Source organism: Streptomyces sp. NPDC039609 (genome assembly GCF_055596705.1).
In genome coordinates, this window is sequence record NZ_JBVIUJ010000001.1 from 570210 (window position 1) to 585951 (window position 15742).

Annotated in this window: 15 protein-coding genes; 13 read left to right on the forward strand and 2 right to left on the reverse strand. The window is 71.3% G+C overall.

What is annotated here, in order from left to right; genetic code table 11:
- The first annotated feature begins 1 nt into the window (after window position 1).
- The 12 genes from ACZ561_RS02555 (at window position 2) to ACZ561_RS02610 (ending at window position 12069) form a co-directional block, all read left to right on the forward strand.
- Window positions 2-1273, forward strand: coding sequence for an FAD-dependent oxidoreductase (locus ACZ561_RS02555; protein ID WP_470988681.1), 1272 nt, complete (start codon window positions 2-4; stop codon window positions 1271-1273).
- Window positions 1274-1387: 114 nt separating this feature from the next.
- On the forward strand, window positions 1388-2818 hold the full coding sequence (locus tag ACZ561_RS02560; RefSeq protein ID WP_470988682.1) for an MFS transporter: 1431 nt from the start codon (window positions 1388-1390) through the stop codon (window positions 2816-2818).
- Between the two features lie 58 nt (window positions 2819-2876).
- Entirely contained in the window at window positions 2877-3725 is an 849-nt protein-coding gene (locus ACZ561_RS02565; RefSeq protein WP_470988684.1) for an FAD binding domain-containing protein, read from the forward strand.
- Window positions 3722-6115 carry a xanthine dehydrogenase family protein molybdopterin-binding subunit gene (locus ACZ561_RS02570; protein ID WP_470988686.1) on the forward strand — a complete coding sequence of 798 codons (2394 nt, stop codon included), beginning with the start codon at window positions 3722-3724 and terminating at the stop codon, window positions 6113-6115. The genes ACZ561_RS02565 and ACZ561_RS02570 overlap by 4 nt, the downstream gene beginning before the upstream one ends.
- Window positions 6112-6693: a (2Fe-2S)-binding protein gene (locus ACZ561_RS02575; RefSeq protein ID WP_470988688.1), complete on the forward strand. Its 582-nt coding sequence runs from the start codon at window positions 6112-6114 to the stop codon at window positions 6691-6693. Before ACZ561_RS02570 ends, ACZ561_RS02575 begins: the two co-directional genes overlap by 4 nt.
- Window positions 6684-7322, forward strand: a complete 639-nt coding sequence (locus ACZ561_RS02580; RefSeq protein ID WP_470988690.1) for an SRPBCC family protein — start codon at window positions 6684-6686, stop codon at window positions 7320-7322. Before ACZ561_RS02575 ends, ACZ561_RS02580 begins: the two co-directional genes overlap by 10 nt.
- Window positions 7319-7996 (forward strand): isochorismatase family protein, encoded by a 678-nt coding sequence (locus ACZ561_RS02585; RefSeq protein WP_470988692.1) that lies wholly within the window; start codon window positions 7319-7321, stop codon window positions 7994-7996. The genes ACZ561_RS02580 and ACZ561_RS02585 overlap by 4 nt, the downstream gene beginning before the upstream one ends.
- The gene (locus tag ACZ561_RS02590) at window positions 7993-8961 is read left to right on the forward strand and encodes an alpha/beta fold hydrolase (RefSeq protein WP_470988694.1); all 969 of its coding nucleotides are present in this window, start codon (window positions 7993-7995) and stop codon (window positions 8959-8961) included. Before ACZ561_RS02585 ends, ACZ561_RS02590 begins: the two co-directional genes overlap by 4 nt.
- Before the next feature lie 8 nt (window positions 8962-8969).
- Window positions 8970-9449: a MarR family winged helix-turn-helix transcriptional regulator gene (locus tag ACZ561_RS02595; protein ID WP_470988697.1), complete on the forward strand. Its 480-nt coding sequence runs from the start codon at window positions 8970-8972 to the stop codon at window positions 9447-9449.
- Window positions 9450-9533: 84 nt separating this feature from the next.
- On the forward strand, window positions 9534-10301 hold the full coding sequence (locus ACZ561_RS02600; protein ID WP_470988700.1) for a maleate cis-trans isomerase family protein: 768 nt from the start codon (window positions 9534-9536) through the stop codon (window positions 10299-10301).
- Window positions 10302-10344: 43 nt separating this feature from the next.
- The gene (locus ACZ561_RS02605) at window positions 10345-11490 is read left to right on the forward strand and encodes an XdhC family protein (protein ID WP_470988702.1); all 1146 of its coding nucleotides are present in this window, start codon (window positions 10345-10347) and stop codon (window positions 11488-11490) included.
- A gap of 99 nt (window positions 11491-11589) precedes the next feature.
- Window positions 11590-12069, forward strand: coding sequence for a MarR family winged helix-turn-helix transcriptional regulator (locus tag ACZ561_RS02610; protein ID WP_329124001.1), 480 nt, complete (start codon window positions 11590-11592; stop codon window positions 12067-12069).
- A 101-nt stretch (window positions 12070-12170) separates the two neighbouring features.
- On the opposite strand, the gene ACZ561_RS02615 is transcribed toward ACZ561_RS02610, so the two are convergent.
- Window positions 12171-13139, reverse strand: a complete 969-nt coding sequence (locus ACZ561_RS02615) for a helix-turn-helix transcriptional regulator (protein WP_470988706.1) — start codon at window positions 13137-13139, stop codon at window positions 12171-12173.
- A gap of 63 nt (window positions 13140-13202) precedes the next feature.
- Between ACZ561_RS02615 and ACZ561_RS02620 the strand changes: the two genes are divergently transcribed.
- Entirely contained in the window at window positions 13203-14348 is a 1146-nt protein-coding gene (locus tag ACZ561_RS02620) for an epoxide hydrolase family protein (RefSeq protein ID WP_470988708.1), read from the forward strand.
- A 147-nt stretch (window positions 14349-14495) separates the two neighbouring features.
- Here the strand turns inward: ACZ561_RS02620 and ACZ561_RS02625 are convergent, their stop codons facing one another.
- The gene (locus ACZ561_RS02625) at window positions 14496-15689 is read right to left on the reverse strand and encodes an FAD-dependent oxidoreductase (RefSeq protein ID WP_470988711.1); all 1194 of its coding nucleotides are present in this window, start codon (window positions 15687-15689) and stop codon (window positions 14496-14498) included.
- Window positions 15690-15742 lie beyond the last annotated feature (53 nt).

Genomic DNA, 15742 nt, shown 5'->3' on the forward strand with positions numbered 1-15742 from the left:
CATGGCATCCACCCAATCGTTCGAAGTCGTCATCGTCGGAGGCGGGCTCGGCGGGATGACGGCCGCACTGGCCCTGCGCCAGCGAGGCCTCGGCGTCACCGTGCTCGAACAGGCACCGCAGTTCGGCGAGATCGGCGCCGGCATCCAGACGGCGCCCAACGCGAGCCGCATCCTGCTCGGGCTCGGACTGCGCAGGCAGCTGGAGGCCATCCACACCGAGCCCCAGGACCAGGTGCGGCGCAGGTGGAAGGACGGCAGCATCATCGGGCTGACCCAGCTCGGCGACGCCTGCAAACAGCGCTACAACGCCCCGTACTGGCACTACCACCGCGCCGACCTGCACGGCGTCCTCACGGACGCCTGCGTCGACCCGGCCGGTCCCGGACCGGTCGTCGCACTGCACACCGGAACCACGGTCACCGAGCTGGACCGCGGCAATCCCCGGCGGCCCACCGCCGTGACCGAGGACGGCCGACGCTTCGAAGCCGATGTGCTGATCGGCGCTGACGGCATCCGTTCCCGCGTCCGCGACCTCATGGGCCTCCCCGACACGCTGCAGTTCTCCGGCGAGATGGCCTTCCGGGCACTGATCCCGGGCGACCTCATCGCCGCCGACCCGGCGACCCGATTCCTGATGGACCGCTTCCAGAGCACCATCTGGTACGGCCCCGAACGGCACCTCGTCCACTACGTGATCCGCGGCGGCGAGTACCTCAACGTCGTCGGATGCGTCCCGTGCACCGACGACGTCGCCCAGAAGTGGACCGCCCAGGCCGGCGCCGACGAGCTCGTGAACGCCTACCCCGGCTGGGACGACCGCGTCGCGGCGATGCTGTCCAAGGCCAAGGACGACGTCATGAGCTTCGCCCTCTACCACCGCCGCCGCGACCCGGTCTGGGTGGACGGCCGCGTCGCCCTCCTGGGCGACGCCTGCCACGCCATGCTGCCCTACCAGGCACAGGGCGCCTCCCAGGCCATGGAGGACGCCGCCGTCCTGGCCGAGGAACTGGGCCGAACCACCGTCGACGGCACCGAGCTCGCGCTGCGCCGCTACGTCGACCGGCGCGCCAAGCACGCCGGCATGGTCCAGGACGCCTCGCTGCAGAACAAGACCTTCTACCACTATCCGGACGGCCCTCGTCAGGAGGCCCGTGACGCGCTGCTCAAGCGCGGCTTCGACGGAGAGTCCGACGTCTCCTACGACTGGTTGTGGAGCGGCACCCCGCTCAACGACCCGGATCTGGGCGCCTACGACTACCGCTTCGCCCGCTGACCCGGCCACCCGGACCACTCCCGTTCCGGCAACCCCCCAGCCCCACCCCGCTCTTCCACCCCCGGTGTCCGCCCCGCGCGGGCGCGTCCCCTCGAACACCCCCGTGGAGCGAACGTGAAAACAGGCGACCAGATTGTTCAGGACCTCCCATGGAGATGGGGCGTCCAGGGAAAGATCTTCATCATCGGCGGCCTCGGCTACCTCTTCGACGCCTACGACATCGCGCTCAACGGCTTCCTGATGCCCCTGCTCGGTGAGCACTTCGACCTGACGCTCTCCCAGCGCGGCCTCGTGGCCACCGCCAACCTGGTCGGCATGGCCCTGGGCGCCGTCGTCTGGGGCGCGGTCGCGGACCGCATCGGCCGCAAGAAGGCCTTCAGCGTCACCCTGCTGATCTTCGCGCTGTTCTCGGTGCTCGGCGCCTTCGCCCCGAACTACGCCGTCTTCCTGGTCCTGCGATTCGTCGCCGGCGTCGGACTCGGCGGCTGCATTCCCGTCGACTACGCCCTGGTGGCGGAGTTCTCGCCGCGGAAGTACCGCGGGCGGGTCCTCACCGCGCTGGACGTGTGGTGGCCGGTCGGCGTGACGCTGTGCGGTCTGGTGTCGACCATGATGCTGACACTCGACGACAACTGGCGATGGATGCTCGCCACCATGAGCCTCCCGGCGCTGCTCCTCTTCTGGGTGCGCCGGGGCATCCCGGAGTCGCCGGTCTACCTCAGCAAGAAGGGCAGGGAGGCCGAGGCCCGCGCCGTCATCGACGATCTGGTCGCCCGCACCGGAGCGGCGGTCGAGCCCTACGTCATCCCCGCCCGGGTGGAGGAGTCCCGGTCGAGGGGGCCTCGGGCCGCCTACGAACAGCTCCGCGACGTCTGGAAGTTCAGCCCTCGCATCACCTCCGCCGCATGGCTCCTCTTCGCCGGCGTCATGCTCGTGTACTACGCGGCGCTGAGCTGGATGCCGTCCATCCTCAAGGAGCAGGGCCTCGGCGACACGGCCGCCTTCATGAGTACGACGCTCATGAGCGGCGTGGGCATCCTCGGTGTCCTGGTCTCCACCGCACTGGTCGACGTGGTGGGCCGGAAGTGGCTCATCGGAGTCACGGCCCCGCTCGCCGCGCTCGCGCTCCTGGCGTTCGCGCTGATGCTGGACATGCCGACCGGATCCGTCGTCGCCATCGCGGTCTTCGGCCTGCTGATGCAGCTGACCATCCCCGCCATGTACGCCTATGTGTCCGAGCTGTACCCGACGCTGCTGCGGGCCAGCGGCTTCGGCTGGGCATCGTCCTTCAGCCGGGTGCTCACCGGCTTCGCCCCGCTGCTGTTCGGCTCGGTCATGTGGCCACTGCTGGGGCTGCCGCTCACCTTCGCGGCACTCGCCCTGGCTGTCGTGGGGTCCGTCGTCTGGATGGCGGTAGCGGCCCCCGAGACCAAGGGACGAGCGCTCGACGACGACGCCGAGGGCCGTGCCGACGACGCCGAGGACCTGTCGGGACACGAGCCGGCCGAGCTCCCGGTACCGGCACCCGGTCGGGCGGTGCTCTGAGGGCTCGCCCGCCCGACCGGGCCCACCTCCCCGTCTGACTCCGTACGACAGGAGAACCATGAAGCCCGCTCCCTTCCGCTACCACCGGGCGCGCGACATCGAGGGCGCAACGGCGCTCCTCGCCGAGCTGGGCGACGAAGCCAAGGTCATCGCCGGCGGCCAGAGCCTGGTCGCGATGATGAACTTCCGACTGGCCAGGCCGGCCCACCTGGTCGACATCGCCGGCCTGCGTGCACTCGACCATCTGGGCGTCGACGCCGACGGCGGGCTGCACATCGGGGCACTCACCACCCACCACACGGTGGAGATCGCCCCGTCGCACGTGCTCGGGGCGGGCTTCGACGTCATCCGTGACGCCATGGCGTGGATCGGCCATCTGCCGATCCGCACCCGCGGCACGGTCGGCGGCAGCATCGCACACGGCGACTCGACCGCCGAGTGGTGTCTGCTCGCCGTACTGCTGGACGCCGAGATCGTGGTCCGGAGCCCGCGCGGCCGGCGTCGCATCCCGGCCGGAGAGTTCTTCTTCGGCTACTACACGACCGCCCTGGACCCCGACGAGATCCTCGTCGAGGTCGTCTTCCCGCGCCCCGCGCCGCACGCGGCGCTCACCGAATTCGCCGAGCGCCGCGGTGACTTCGCCATCGTGGCAGCGGCCGTGGACCTGGACGTCGACGGATCCGTCGTCCGCGGCGGCGCGGTGGCCCTCGGCGGTGTCGCCGCGATGCCGGTACGGGTCCCCGAGGCGGAGGCGGTGCTGGCCGCCGGCGGTTCCTTCCGGGACTGCGCCGAAGCGGCGGCGGCCGCGGTGGACCCGCCGGGCGACGCGAACGGCAGCACCCAGTACCGCAAACACGTCACCCGCACCCTGGTCGAACGCGCCTGTGAGGAGGCGATGTCCCGATGAAGTCCACCAAGGACGACCGTCTGGTCGGCAGGTCGGTGGCCCGCCGCGAGGATCCTCGGCTGCTGACCGGGCGGGGCCGCTTCGTCGACGACATCGAACTGCCCGGCATGCTGCACGCCCAGTTCGTCCGCAGCACGGTCGCCCACGGCGTGATCACCGCCGTCGACCTGACCGACGTGCGCCGAGTGCCGGGCGTCGTCGCCGCGTTCACTGCAGCGGACCTGGAGATGGGCGACATCACGGCCCAACTCGGCCGCCCACTATCGGAGTTCGTGCCCACCGCCATGCCGGTCCTCGCCCGCGACCGGGTCCGCTACGTCGGCGAACCCATCGCCGTGGTCGTCGCCCGCGACCCGTACACCGCGGAAGACGGACTGGAATCGGCCAAGGTCACGTACGAGTCCCTCCCGCCCATCACCTGCGAGGAACAGGCCCTCGCTCCCGGTGCCGCCCTGGTCCACGACGAGGCCACGCACAACACCCTCGTCGACGTCTCCCTGTTCGCCACCGAGGGCATCGACGACGTCTTCGACAACGCACCCTGCGTCGTGCACGTGGAGACGAGGACGGGCCGGCAGAACGCACTGCCGCTGGAGACCCGCGGTGCGGTGGCACACTGGGACGACCGGGAGGAACAGCTCGTCCTGCACACCTGCACCCAGGTCCCGCACCAGGTGCGCACTGTCGCCTCGCGCTGTCTCCGGCTCGACGAGCGCGCGGTGCGGGTGATCGTCCCGGACATGGGCGGCGGCTTCGGGCTCAAGTGCGCGGTCGGCCGGGAGGAGATCGCCACCGCGGCGGCGGCACGGCGGCTCGGGCGGCCCGTGAAGTGGATCGAGGACCGCAAGGACGCCCTGTCGGCCTCCTTCCTCGCCCGCGAACAGCACTACACCGCACGCGCCGCCTTCGACGCGGACGGCCGGATCCTCGGCCTCGACGCGGACGTGGTCTGCGACATGGGCGCCTACTCCTGCTACCCGTTCACGGCCGGCATCGAGCCGCTGATGGCCTCCGCCGAGATGCCCGGCGTCTACAAGGTCCCCGCCTACCGCGTGCGCGGCCGTGCCATCACCACCAACAAGGCACCCACCGCCCCCTACCGGGGCGTGAGCCGCCCGCAGTACGTGATGGTCGTCGAGCGGCTCATGGAACGCGCCGCCCGTGAACTGGGCCTCGATCCACTGGAGATCCGACGCCGGAACGTCATCACCGAGTTCCCCTACACCGGCGTCAACGGCATCACCTACGATCCCGGCTCGTACCTGGAATCCCTCGACCTGTGCGAACAGGCCCTGAAGGAGACCGGATGGTACGCGCGGCAGGCCGCGGCGCGGGCCGAGGGACGCCACATCGGGATCGGCTACAGCTGCTTCAGCGAACGCACGGGGTACGGCTCCGCCGCCTTCGCCGCGCGCAAGATGGAGGTCGTCCCCGGCTTCGACTTCTCAGAGGTCCGCATGGACACCAGCGGTGCCGTCACCGTCACCACCGGCACCATGAGCCACGGCCAGAGCCACGAGACGACCATGGCGCAGATCGTCACCGACGCCCTCGGCGTCGACCTCGCCAAGGTCAAGCTCCACCAGGGCGACACGGACCGCATCACCTACGGCTGGGGCAGCTTCGCCAGCCGCTCGATCGTCGTCGGCGGCAGCGCGGTGGGTCTGGCGGCGACCAGGCTCGGCGACAAGCTCCGCTCGATCGCCGCCGCCGAGTGGGGCATCTCCCCGGAAGGGACCGCACTGGACAAGGGCCGGGTCCGCCGCCTCGACGATCCGGACACGACACTCACGTACGAGCACCTGGCCGACACCGCGTACCTCAAGGCGCACCTGCTGCCCATGGACATCGAGCCGGGCCTCACCGCCACCGCCGTCTTCGACGTCTTCAACGACGGCACCTTCTCCAACGCCACCCATGGTGTCGTCGTCGAACTGCACGAGGGCACCGGCCAGGTGGAGATCCTCGCCTACGTCTGTGTCGAGGACTGCGGTGTGGCGATCAACCCGCAGGTCGTGGAAGGCCAGTGCCGGGGCGGCATCGCCCAGGGCATCGCCGGTGCCTTGTTCGAGCAGGTGACGTACGACGACCAGGGCGAGCCCTCGGCCACCAGCTTCATGGACTACAAGGTGCCCACCGCCCACGAGATCCCCGATGTCTCCATCCACCACCTGGAGACCCCGTGCGCCTTCACCGAGACAGGCGCCAAGGGCGCCGGGGAGGGCGGCACCATCGGGGCGCCCGCCGCCGTACTCAACGCCGTCAACGACGCGCTGCGCCCCACCGGCGTCGAACTGGACAACACGCCCATCACACCGGAGACCGTCCACCGCGCCCTGACCGCAGCAGCACCGGTACCGCCGGCACCAGCACGGGAGCAGACAGCATGAACGACACCAGCGGCCTGGGCGACGACGTCCAGCTCCTCACCCTCGACGTCAACGGCACCTCGCACGAAGTCATCACCGCACCGCGCCGCACTCTGGTGGACGTGCTCCGCCACGACCTGCGGTTGACGGGCACCCACGTCGGCTGCGAGCACGGCATCTGCGGCGCGTGCACCGTGCTGGTCGACGGGCTCCCGGTCCGGGCCTGCCTGATGTTCGCCGCCCAGGCGGAGGGAGCGAGGATCACCACCGTCGAGTCTCTCGCCGACACGGGAAGCCACTCCGACTCCCGCTCCGGCTCCGACTGCGACTCCCGCTCCGGCGAACTCAGCGATCTCCAGCGGGCCTTCACCGAGAACCACGGCCTGCAGTGCGGCTTCTGCACCCCCGGCTTCCTCATGCTCGCCGAAGGCTTCCTCGCGGAGCGGCCGGAGGCGACCAAGGAGGAGATCAGGGAGGTCGTCGCCGCCAACCTGTGCCGGTGCACCGGCTACCAGACCATCGTGGAGGCGATCGACGCCTGCGCGACCGCCCGGCGCGCTCAGCGGGCCGCGTGCTCCGAGGAGACTCCATGCAACTGATCAATACCGTTCCGGTCAAGGCCGCGCCCGACGCGGTGTTCGCCCTGATCAGCGATGTCCAGCGAGTGGCGTCCTGCATGCCGGGAGCCGCTCTCGAGGGCCGAGACGGCGACGCCTGGCGCGGCGCCGTCAAGGTCAAGGTGGGCCCGATCACGGCCGCCTATGCCGGCACCGTGCGCTTCCTGGAGGTCGACGCCGAGAAGCGGCGCCTGCGTGTCCACGCCAGCGGCGCCGACACCCGCGGCAGCGGCGACGCCGAGGCCGAGGTCTCTCTGGAAGTGCTTCCGTCCTCCGACGGCGCGCAGCTGAACCTCACCACGGATCTGGTGATCCGGGGCAAGATCGCCCAGTTCGGCAAGGGCGCCATCGCCACGGTGTCCGACCGGATCCTCCAGCAGTTCGCGCAGAACCTCGGGGACCTGCTCCTCGCCCGGAGCGACGCGCACGGCCCCACCCCGGCCCCGGCTTCGGCCGCGTCCTGGTCCCCGGCCGCCGCGCCCGCCGCCGCGTCCGCCGAACTCGACGGGCTGTCGCTGATCGCCGGCCCGATGCTGAAGAAGTACGGCCCGGTCGGCGCCGCCTTCCTCTTCGGGCTGTTCCAGGGCTGGCTCCTGGGCAGGCGCCGATGAGCGCCGGACTCTACGGTGCGAGCACCGATCGCACCTACAAGGCGGCCGGTTTCGGTTCTCCGGTCAGGCGTGGCGGCTGTCCGGCGATCGTCGTGGTGGACCTGACCCGGGGCTTCACCGAGGACTCGTACCCCTCGGGTTCGGATCTGACCGAGGTCGTGTCCGCGACCACCGACCTGATCGAGGCGGGGCGTCCGGCGGACGTGCCGGTGGTCTTCACGGCCATCGCCTACACCGAGGCAGAGGCGTCCGGGGACTCGATCGCCTGGCTGCGCAAGGCGCCGGGCCTGCGGGAGCTGGTCGAGGGCAGCGACGCGGTGGCCGTCGACCCGCGGTTGCCGATGCGGCCCGAACACGACGTGCTGGTGGTGAAGAAGGGCGCTTCCGCGTTCTTCGGAACCAATCTCGCCGGCACCCTGACCGGACTCGGCTGCGACACGGTCGTGGTGTGCGGTGCCACCACCAGCGGCTGCGTACGGGCCACCGCCGTGGACGCCGTCCAGTCGGGATTCTCGGTGCTCGTGCCCCGCGCCTGCGTGGGCGACCGGGCGGAAGGGCCGGCGGACGCGGCGCTCTTCGACATCCAGGCCAAGTACGGCGACGTCATCAGCCTCGAGGACGCGGTCCGTTACGTCAGCTCTCCGCCCGCTCCGTTCGTGCGGGCTCGTTCATGAGGAGAAGTCCCGTGTCCCAGCGATCGGTTCTGCAGGCCGCGCTCGCCGACCTGGCCGACGTGCCCGCCACCAGCCGGTGGGTCCGCTCCGGCGGCATCCGGCTCCACGCGCTCGACTACGGCGGCGCTCTGCCCCCACTGGTGATCCTTCCCGGCATCACCAGTCCCGCGATCACCATGGACTTCATCGCCCGCGAACTGACCGACCTTGTCAGGCCGGTGGTACTGGACGTCCGCGGCCGGGGACTGTCCGACGACGACGACGGCGACGGCTTCGGACTGGAGGCGTACGCCGAGGACACCGAGGCGCTGATCAGCGGCCTGGGGCTCGACGCCCCGCTGCTGTTCGGCCACTCCATGGGCGCGCGCATCGCGGCCGTCGTCGCGGTGCGGGCCAAGGTGGCCGTGCGCGGCGCCGTCCTGGCCGATCCACCCATGAGTGGTCCCGGCCGAGGACCGTACCCCACCAGCCTGGAGGCCTTCCTACGACAGCTGTCCGAGGCCCGTCGTGGCACCGATGCCGACGAGGTGGCCGTCTCCTGGCCGACGTGGCCGCGGCGGGAGCAGGAACTGCGGGCGCGCTGGCTGTCCAGCTGCGCCGAGGAGGCCGTCGCCGGCACCCACCGCGGCTTCGAGCACGAGGACTTCTTCGACTGGTGGCCCCGGGTCCCGACGCCCGTCGCCCTGCTGTACGGGGCGGACAGCCCGGTGGTCACCGCCGCCGGTGTCGAGGAGGCCTCCCGAGCGAACCCGGCGGCCACCCTCCATGGCATCCCCGGCGCCGGACACATGATCTTCTGGGACGCGCCGACGACCGCCCTCGCGGCCCTGCGCACGGCCCTGAGCACCGTCCTCTCCCAGGCCGCCACCGACCCTCGCCGACCCGGCACCGACCGCCGGCCCGTTACCGACCCCCAGCCCGCCACCGACCCCGAGCCCGCCACCGACCCCCAGCAGCGTGCGTAAACGTGGTCATGTCCGATGCGGAACCGACTTCCGAGGCCGCAGCCCAGGCACCGGCCGCCCTGACCGGGGCCCCCGGCTACCAGGTGCGCCGCCTCTACCAGGCGTACCTCGCCGCGTGGCTGCGCGAGGTGGACCCCGTGCTCACCGGCCCGCAGTTCGCCGTCCTCCAGACCGTCCAGGCATGTCCCGGACGCGATCAGCGCTCCCTCGCCGCCGCGGTGGCGCTGGACACCTCGACGATGGCGGACGTGGCCCGACGTCTGGAGACCCGGGGGCTGATCACCCGCCGTACCGCGGCCGACGACGGCCGCCGCAAACTGCTCCATCTCACCGAGGAGGGCGAGCACCTTCTCCGTGAGGCCGACCGGCGCGCACGGGCGCTGGACCGGCTCCTGATGGAGCCGTACGGCGACGCCGAGCATCACACCCTTCTGCACACGCTGACGTCCCTCGCCGACCACTGGGTGGGACTGACCTCGGGCTCGTAGCCCTCCCCACCGCCGGATCGCCGTAGTCGGCGCTCCGCACGGGGGAGTGGCACCGACCCACGCCGCACACCGGAGGACAAACCCATGACGGACCATCACATCGGCATGATCGTGCCCAGCTCCAACCTGACCATGGAGACCGAACTGCCGCGGATGCTGGGCGCCCGCGAGGCCGTCGAGCCCGACGACCGTTTCGTGTTCCACAGCAGCCGGATGCGCATGAAGCACGTCACCCCCGAGGAACTGCGCGGGATGAACGCACAGACCCGGCGCGCCGCACTCGAACTGGCCGACGCCCGACCCGACGTCGTCGCCACCGCCTGCCTGGTCGCCATCATGGCCCAAGGCCCGGGCCACCACTGCGTGGCTGAGAACGAGATCACCTCCGTGCTGCGCGCCGAGGGTGCCAAGGCTCCGGTGGTCTCCAGCGCCGGCGCCCTGCTCAGCGGCATCGGGGCCCTCGGAGCCCGGCGCGTCGCCATCATCACGCCGTACATGAAGGGGCTCACCGCCCAGGTCGTCGAGTACATCGAGGACGCCGGCATCGAGGTGGTCGACGCCCTCAGCCTCGAAGTGCCCGACAACCTGGCGGTCGCCCGACTCGACCCGGCCGATCTGCGCGAGCACTGGCGACGCCTCGACCTGCGCCGGGCCGACGCCCTGGTGCTGTCGGCGTGCGTACAGATGCCGTCCCTCGCGTCGATCCAGCCGGTCGAGGACGAAGCGGGGCTGCCCGTGCTGTCGGCGGCCACGTCGACGGCGTTCCGCATCCTGACGGAGCTCGGCCTGCCCCCCGTCGTGCCGGGTGCCGGCAGCCTGCTCGGCGGGCGGGTCGCAGTGGCCCAGCCGTGAGCGGAGCGCACCGTCGATTCGGCCGGCGTGGGAGGAGCGGCTCATGCGTGACGTGATGGACCCGCTGATGTCCTGGTGGGCCGAGGGCAAGGCAGCGGCGCTGGCCACCGTGGTGGCCACCCACTCCTCGGCCCCGCGCCGGCCGGGCGCTTCGATGCTGGTGGGCCCCGGGGGCGAGGCGGTCGGCAGCGTCTCGGGCGGCTGTGTCGAAAGCGCCGTCTACGAGTTGGGCCGGGAGGCGCTCATCGGGGCGCGTCCGGTGCTCCAGCGGTACGGAGTGGCCGACAGCGACGCCTTCGCGGTCGGGCTGACCTGCGGCGGCACCTTCGACGTGTTCGTGGAGAGGATCGACCCAGCTACGTTTCCGCAGCTGGGTGAGGTGGCCGAGACGGTACGGGCCGGACGGCCGGTCGCGGTGGCGACCGTGATCGCCGGGCCGCCGGAACGCCTCGGCCGCCGCATGGTCGTCCGCCCGGACCGGGCGGCGGGCGGCACCGGCTCGGAGCGTCTGGACCGTCTCGTACGCCATGACGCCCGCGGTCTGCTGGACGCCGGCCGATCCACTGTGCTGCGCTACGGCGCGGACGGAGCGTGCCGTGACGGAGAGCCGGACGTCCCGGGCGCGGGTCTGCGGGTGTTCGTCGAGTCCTTCGCGCCACCGCCCCGGATGATCGTGTTCGGCGCCATCGACTTCGCGGCGGCCCTCGCGCGTACGGGATCGCTTCTCGGCCACCGGGTCACCGTGTGCGACGCGCGCCCGGTGTTCGCCACCCAGGCCCGGTTCCCCGGCGCGGACGAGGTCGTCGTGGCGTGGCCGCACCGGTATCTCCGCGCCGAGGCGGACGCCGGGCGGATCGACGCGAGAACCGTGCTCTGCGTGCTGACCCATGACCCCAGGTTCGACGTCCCGCTGCTCGAGGTCGCGCTGCGCCTGCCGGACGTCGGCTACATCGGGGCGATGGGCTCCCGGCGCACCCACCAGGACAGGTGGAACCGGCTCACGGAGGCAGGACTGACCGAGGCCGAACTGAAGCGACTGTGCAGCCCGATCGGCCTGGACCTGGGCGCCCGGACCCCGGAGGAGACCGCCGTGTCCATCGCGGCCGAGATCATCGCGATGAAGGGAGGGGGCAGCGGTCTCCGGCTGGCCGACCGTCCGGGGTCGATCCATCCCGATTCTGGTCTCTGAGGGCGCGGGTGCTCCCACGCGTCACCCCCTGCGACGACCACAATATGCGCCGTCACCCGCCCTCGCTCTGCGTCGGCCGTGCGTGCTTAAGTAGGCCCCATGGCCGACCAGACTCCGCCCGCCGAGACCACCCCGGAGATTCCCGCTGCCCTGACAGCCGCACCCGGCTATCAGGTCCGCCGCCTCTACCAGGCGTATCTCGCGGTGTGGGCACGCGAGGTGGACCCGGTACTGACGGGCCCCCAGTTCGCGGTGCTGCAGACCGTGGAGGCCAACCCCGGCCGGGATCAGCGCTCCATGGCCGCCGCCGTCTCCCTGGACACGTCCACCATGGCCGACGTGGCCCGCAGGCTGGAGAACCGCGGCCTGCTCGACCGCCGCACCGCGGCCTCCGACGGCCGCCGCAAGCTGCTCTACCTCACCGACGCGGGTCGTGAGACCCTGCGCGAGGCCAACGACCGTACCCGGTCGCTCGACAAGATCCTCCTGGAGTCCTTCGGCGAGGCGGAGCGCGCACCACTCGTCGCCACGCTCCAGGCGCTCGCCGACCACTGGGAGGGACTGGCGGAGGGCTCGTAGCCTTCCCACGACCCGGCGCCGTGGGGTCACCTTGCCGTCGTGGCCCTTCTGCTCCCGGGCGTCGCCCTGTCCGGAACACGCGGACGAAGAGTGCCTCGGCCTCAGTTGACAGGTGGTGTCGCGCGGCCGTAGCGGTCCGCGAGACGGCGCAGGTGGTCCACCAGTTCCGCGGGCTCGGTGACGTCGAAGTCGAAGTCGAGCATGCCCAGGTGGAGGGCGAGGGTCTGCACGGTGTCCGCGCCGGTGATCAGGAGGCACCTATCGGCGTCGATCGCCTCGACCGTGCCGACCGCGGGGTTGATCCGTTCGACCACCGCCGCCGCCGGGGCATGGACGGTCACCTGTGCGTGGTGGCGCCAGGCGGCGCCGGACACACGACGGGAGACGTACGCCGCGATGTCCCCGCCGGGCGGTTCGCGAGGGGCGAAGCGCGGTCCGGTCGGGGTGCGGGGCCGGATCCGGTCGACCCTGAAGGTCCGCCAGTCCTCCCGCTCGACATCCCACGCCACCAGGTACCAGCGCTGTCCCCAGTTCACTGCCCGATACGGCTCCGCGACGCGGCGGCTGGGCCGGCCGGCGTGGTCCAGGTAGTCGAAGCGCAGCCGTTCCTGGTCACGGCAGGCGGATACCAGGGTCGTCAGTACGTCCGCGGAGACGGCCGGGGCCGGACGGTCGGCCGGCACGGCCACGGTGTACGCCTGGAGTGTCCGCACCCGTCGGCGCAGCCGTGAGGGCAGCACCTGCTCGACCTTGGCCAGTGCCTGGAGCGAGGTCTCCGCTGTGCCGGGGACGGCGCCCCGCGCAGCGATACGCAGCGCGATCGTCACCGCGACGGCCTCCTCGTCGTCGAGGAGCAGCGGGGGCATCGCCGCCCCGGCGCCCAGCCGGTAGCCGCCGGTGGCTCCGCGCGTCGCGTCCACGGGATAGCCGAGTTCGCGCAGCCGGTCGATGTCGTTGCGGATGGTTCGTCCGCTCACGCCAAGGCGCTCCGCCAGTTCGGATCCCGGCCAGGCTCGCGGGGTTTGCAACAGGGAGAGCAGACGCAGCAGACGCGCGGAAGTGTCGAGCATGAAACCAAGCCTGCAGTGTTATTAGGAAGGCAGCGTGCCTATAGGCAGAATACCGTTCTAGCCATGGAGACCAACAGCAACACCGGCGCCCGGATCCACCCGTACCGCATCGACATCGCGCAGGAGGAGCTCGACGATCTGCGCGATCGGCTGGCGCGGACACGCTGGGGCAGTGAGATCCCCGGCACCGGCTGGAGCAGGGGTGTGCCCACCGACTACCTCAAGGCTCTGGCCGCGTACTGGGCCGACGGCTTCGACTGGCGCAAGGCGGAGGCGGAGCTCAACGAGTTCCCCCAGTTCACCACCGAGATCGACGGCCAGAACATCCACTTCCTGCACGTCCGTTCGCACGACGAGGCGGCTGTCCCGCTGCTCCTGGTGCACGACTGGCCCTGCTCGTTCATGCAGTTCGTCGATGTCATCCGACCGCTGACGCAGGACTTCCATGTCATCGTGACCTCCACGCCCGGCACGGGCTTCTCCGGTCCGCTCGGCGAGGCCGGCTGGAACACCGGCCGCATCGCAGGCGCGTTCGTGGAGCTCATGGGCCGGCTCGGCTACGACTCCTACGGCGTTCAGGGCACGGGCGGCGGCGCCTGGATCGCCGCCGAGATGGGGCGCCAGGCACCGGACAAGGTCGTCGGCGTCCACGTGAACGGCCTCATCACCTTCCCCTCCGGGGACCCTGCAGAGTTCGAGGGGCTGACCGGACCCGAGCAGGAGCGACTGGCCCGGCTGGAGAACTTCCAGCAGGACAAGATGGGCTTCAACGCCATCCAGTCCACTCGCCCGCAGACCCTCGCCTACGGGCTGCACGACTCGCCTGTCGGCCAACTCGCCTGGATCGTGGAGAAGTTCAAGGAGTGGACGGACCCTGCCGCTGAGCTCCCCGAGGACGCCGTGGGCCGCGACCGTCTGCTGACGAACGTCAGCGTCTACTGGTTCAGCGGTACGGCCGGCTCCTCGGCGAACCTCTACTACGAAGCGGGCCACGACGCGAGCGCCTGGGCCCCGAAGGCGCGCGGCACCGTCCCGACCGGCGTGGCCGTCGCCCTGGGCACGGATGTCGCCATCCGCCGCTTCGCCGAGCGGGATCACCACATCACCCACTGGAGCGAGCTGGAGCGCGGGGGCAACTTCCTCGCGCTGGAGCAGCCGGAGGAGTTCGTCACCGACGTCCGCGCCTTCTTCGCCGGACTCGGGGCCTGACACCTGCGGTCGGGCGGCGCCACCGGGGCAGGCCGGCCCGGCGGCGGCACCGCGCGCGTGCCCGGGCAGTCCACGGCGTCGAAGCGTCGGGTGGGACTGTCGGGGCCGAACGACTCCTGGGTGAGGCGCACGCGGTGCCGCGGTCCCTCAGAGTCGTGAGCGACGGGCCGGGAGGTCTCCATCCGTTCGGCTGGTGGGCAGTTCGCCGCAGTCGTGGGTGTAGAGCCAGGCCGTGGCCCTTTCGAAGAAGAGCGGGACCGCCACCGGCACCACCAGGTCGCGCATCCTCCGCGCCAGCGGGCCGGCCGTCTTGGCGTCACGGTTGTCCGAGGCCGCCTTGACCATCTTGGCGATGCGGTCCGAGCGGGCGGCGTCGTAGGCCGAGAGGGCGGCGGACACCGAGGGTTCCGTGGCCAGTGACCGGGCCAGGACCAGTGCGTCCTCCAAGGCCATCGACGCGCCTTGACCCGCGCCGACGGGGTGTCCGGCGTCGCCGAGCAGCGCGATGCGGTCGTTGTGGCGGACCGGGACCGCGCCGAGCCTGTGCATCAGGGTGGGGCGGTGCAGTTCGACGGTCGCCGCGAGGATCGCGGACGGCACCTGCTCGTGCCGGTAGAGCCCGGTGAGGCGGCGAAGCCACTCCTCCTCGGTGAGGCCGAACTCCGGCTGCGCGGGACACGAGACCTGGGCCGACCACCAGACCTTCCCGTCGGGGGCGGCGAGGTGGATGAAGGCGCCGTTCCGGGCGAACGTCATGTTGAAGAAGCCGGGTTCGGTCTCGATGCCCTCGGCGATGCCCGAGATGCTGTAGAGGCCGGCGTACTCGGGAGTGGGCGCCTGCGGGTCGAGCAGCGACCGAGTGGCCGACCAGATGCCGTCCGCGCCGATGAGCAGCGTCGCCTCCTCCGTACGGCCGCTCGCGAAGACCGCCCGTACGCCCTTCTCGGTGGTGGCCGTATCCACCAGGCGCTCACCCGTGACAATGGCGGCTCCGGCCGCCAGGGCCTCCGCGCGCAGCGCCTCGACCAGGTCGCCCCGCATGAGGGTCACGCTGTGCAGCGCGTCGCCGCTGAGCCGGCCTCGCGGAACGTCTCCCAGCAACTTGCCCGAGCTCGACCACATGCGCTGGCCGGGCACGTCGATCCCGGCGCGCTGCACCCGGTCCAGCACGCCGAGGGAGCGCAGCACGCGCAGACCGTTGGACGCCAGGCTCAGGAACGAGCCCACCTGGCCCGCCGGTTCGGCGTACGCCTCGTACACCGTGACCTCCACGCCAAGTCGTCGTAGCGCCAGGGCACTTGCCGCGCCCGCCACTCCGCCGCCGATCACCATGACGTTCATCCCAACCCCCTGAATCGATATTCAATGAATCCATGTTCATCGAACTGTGGTTC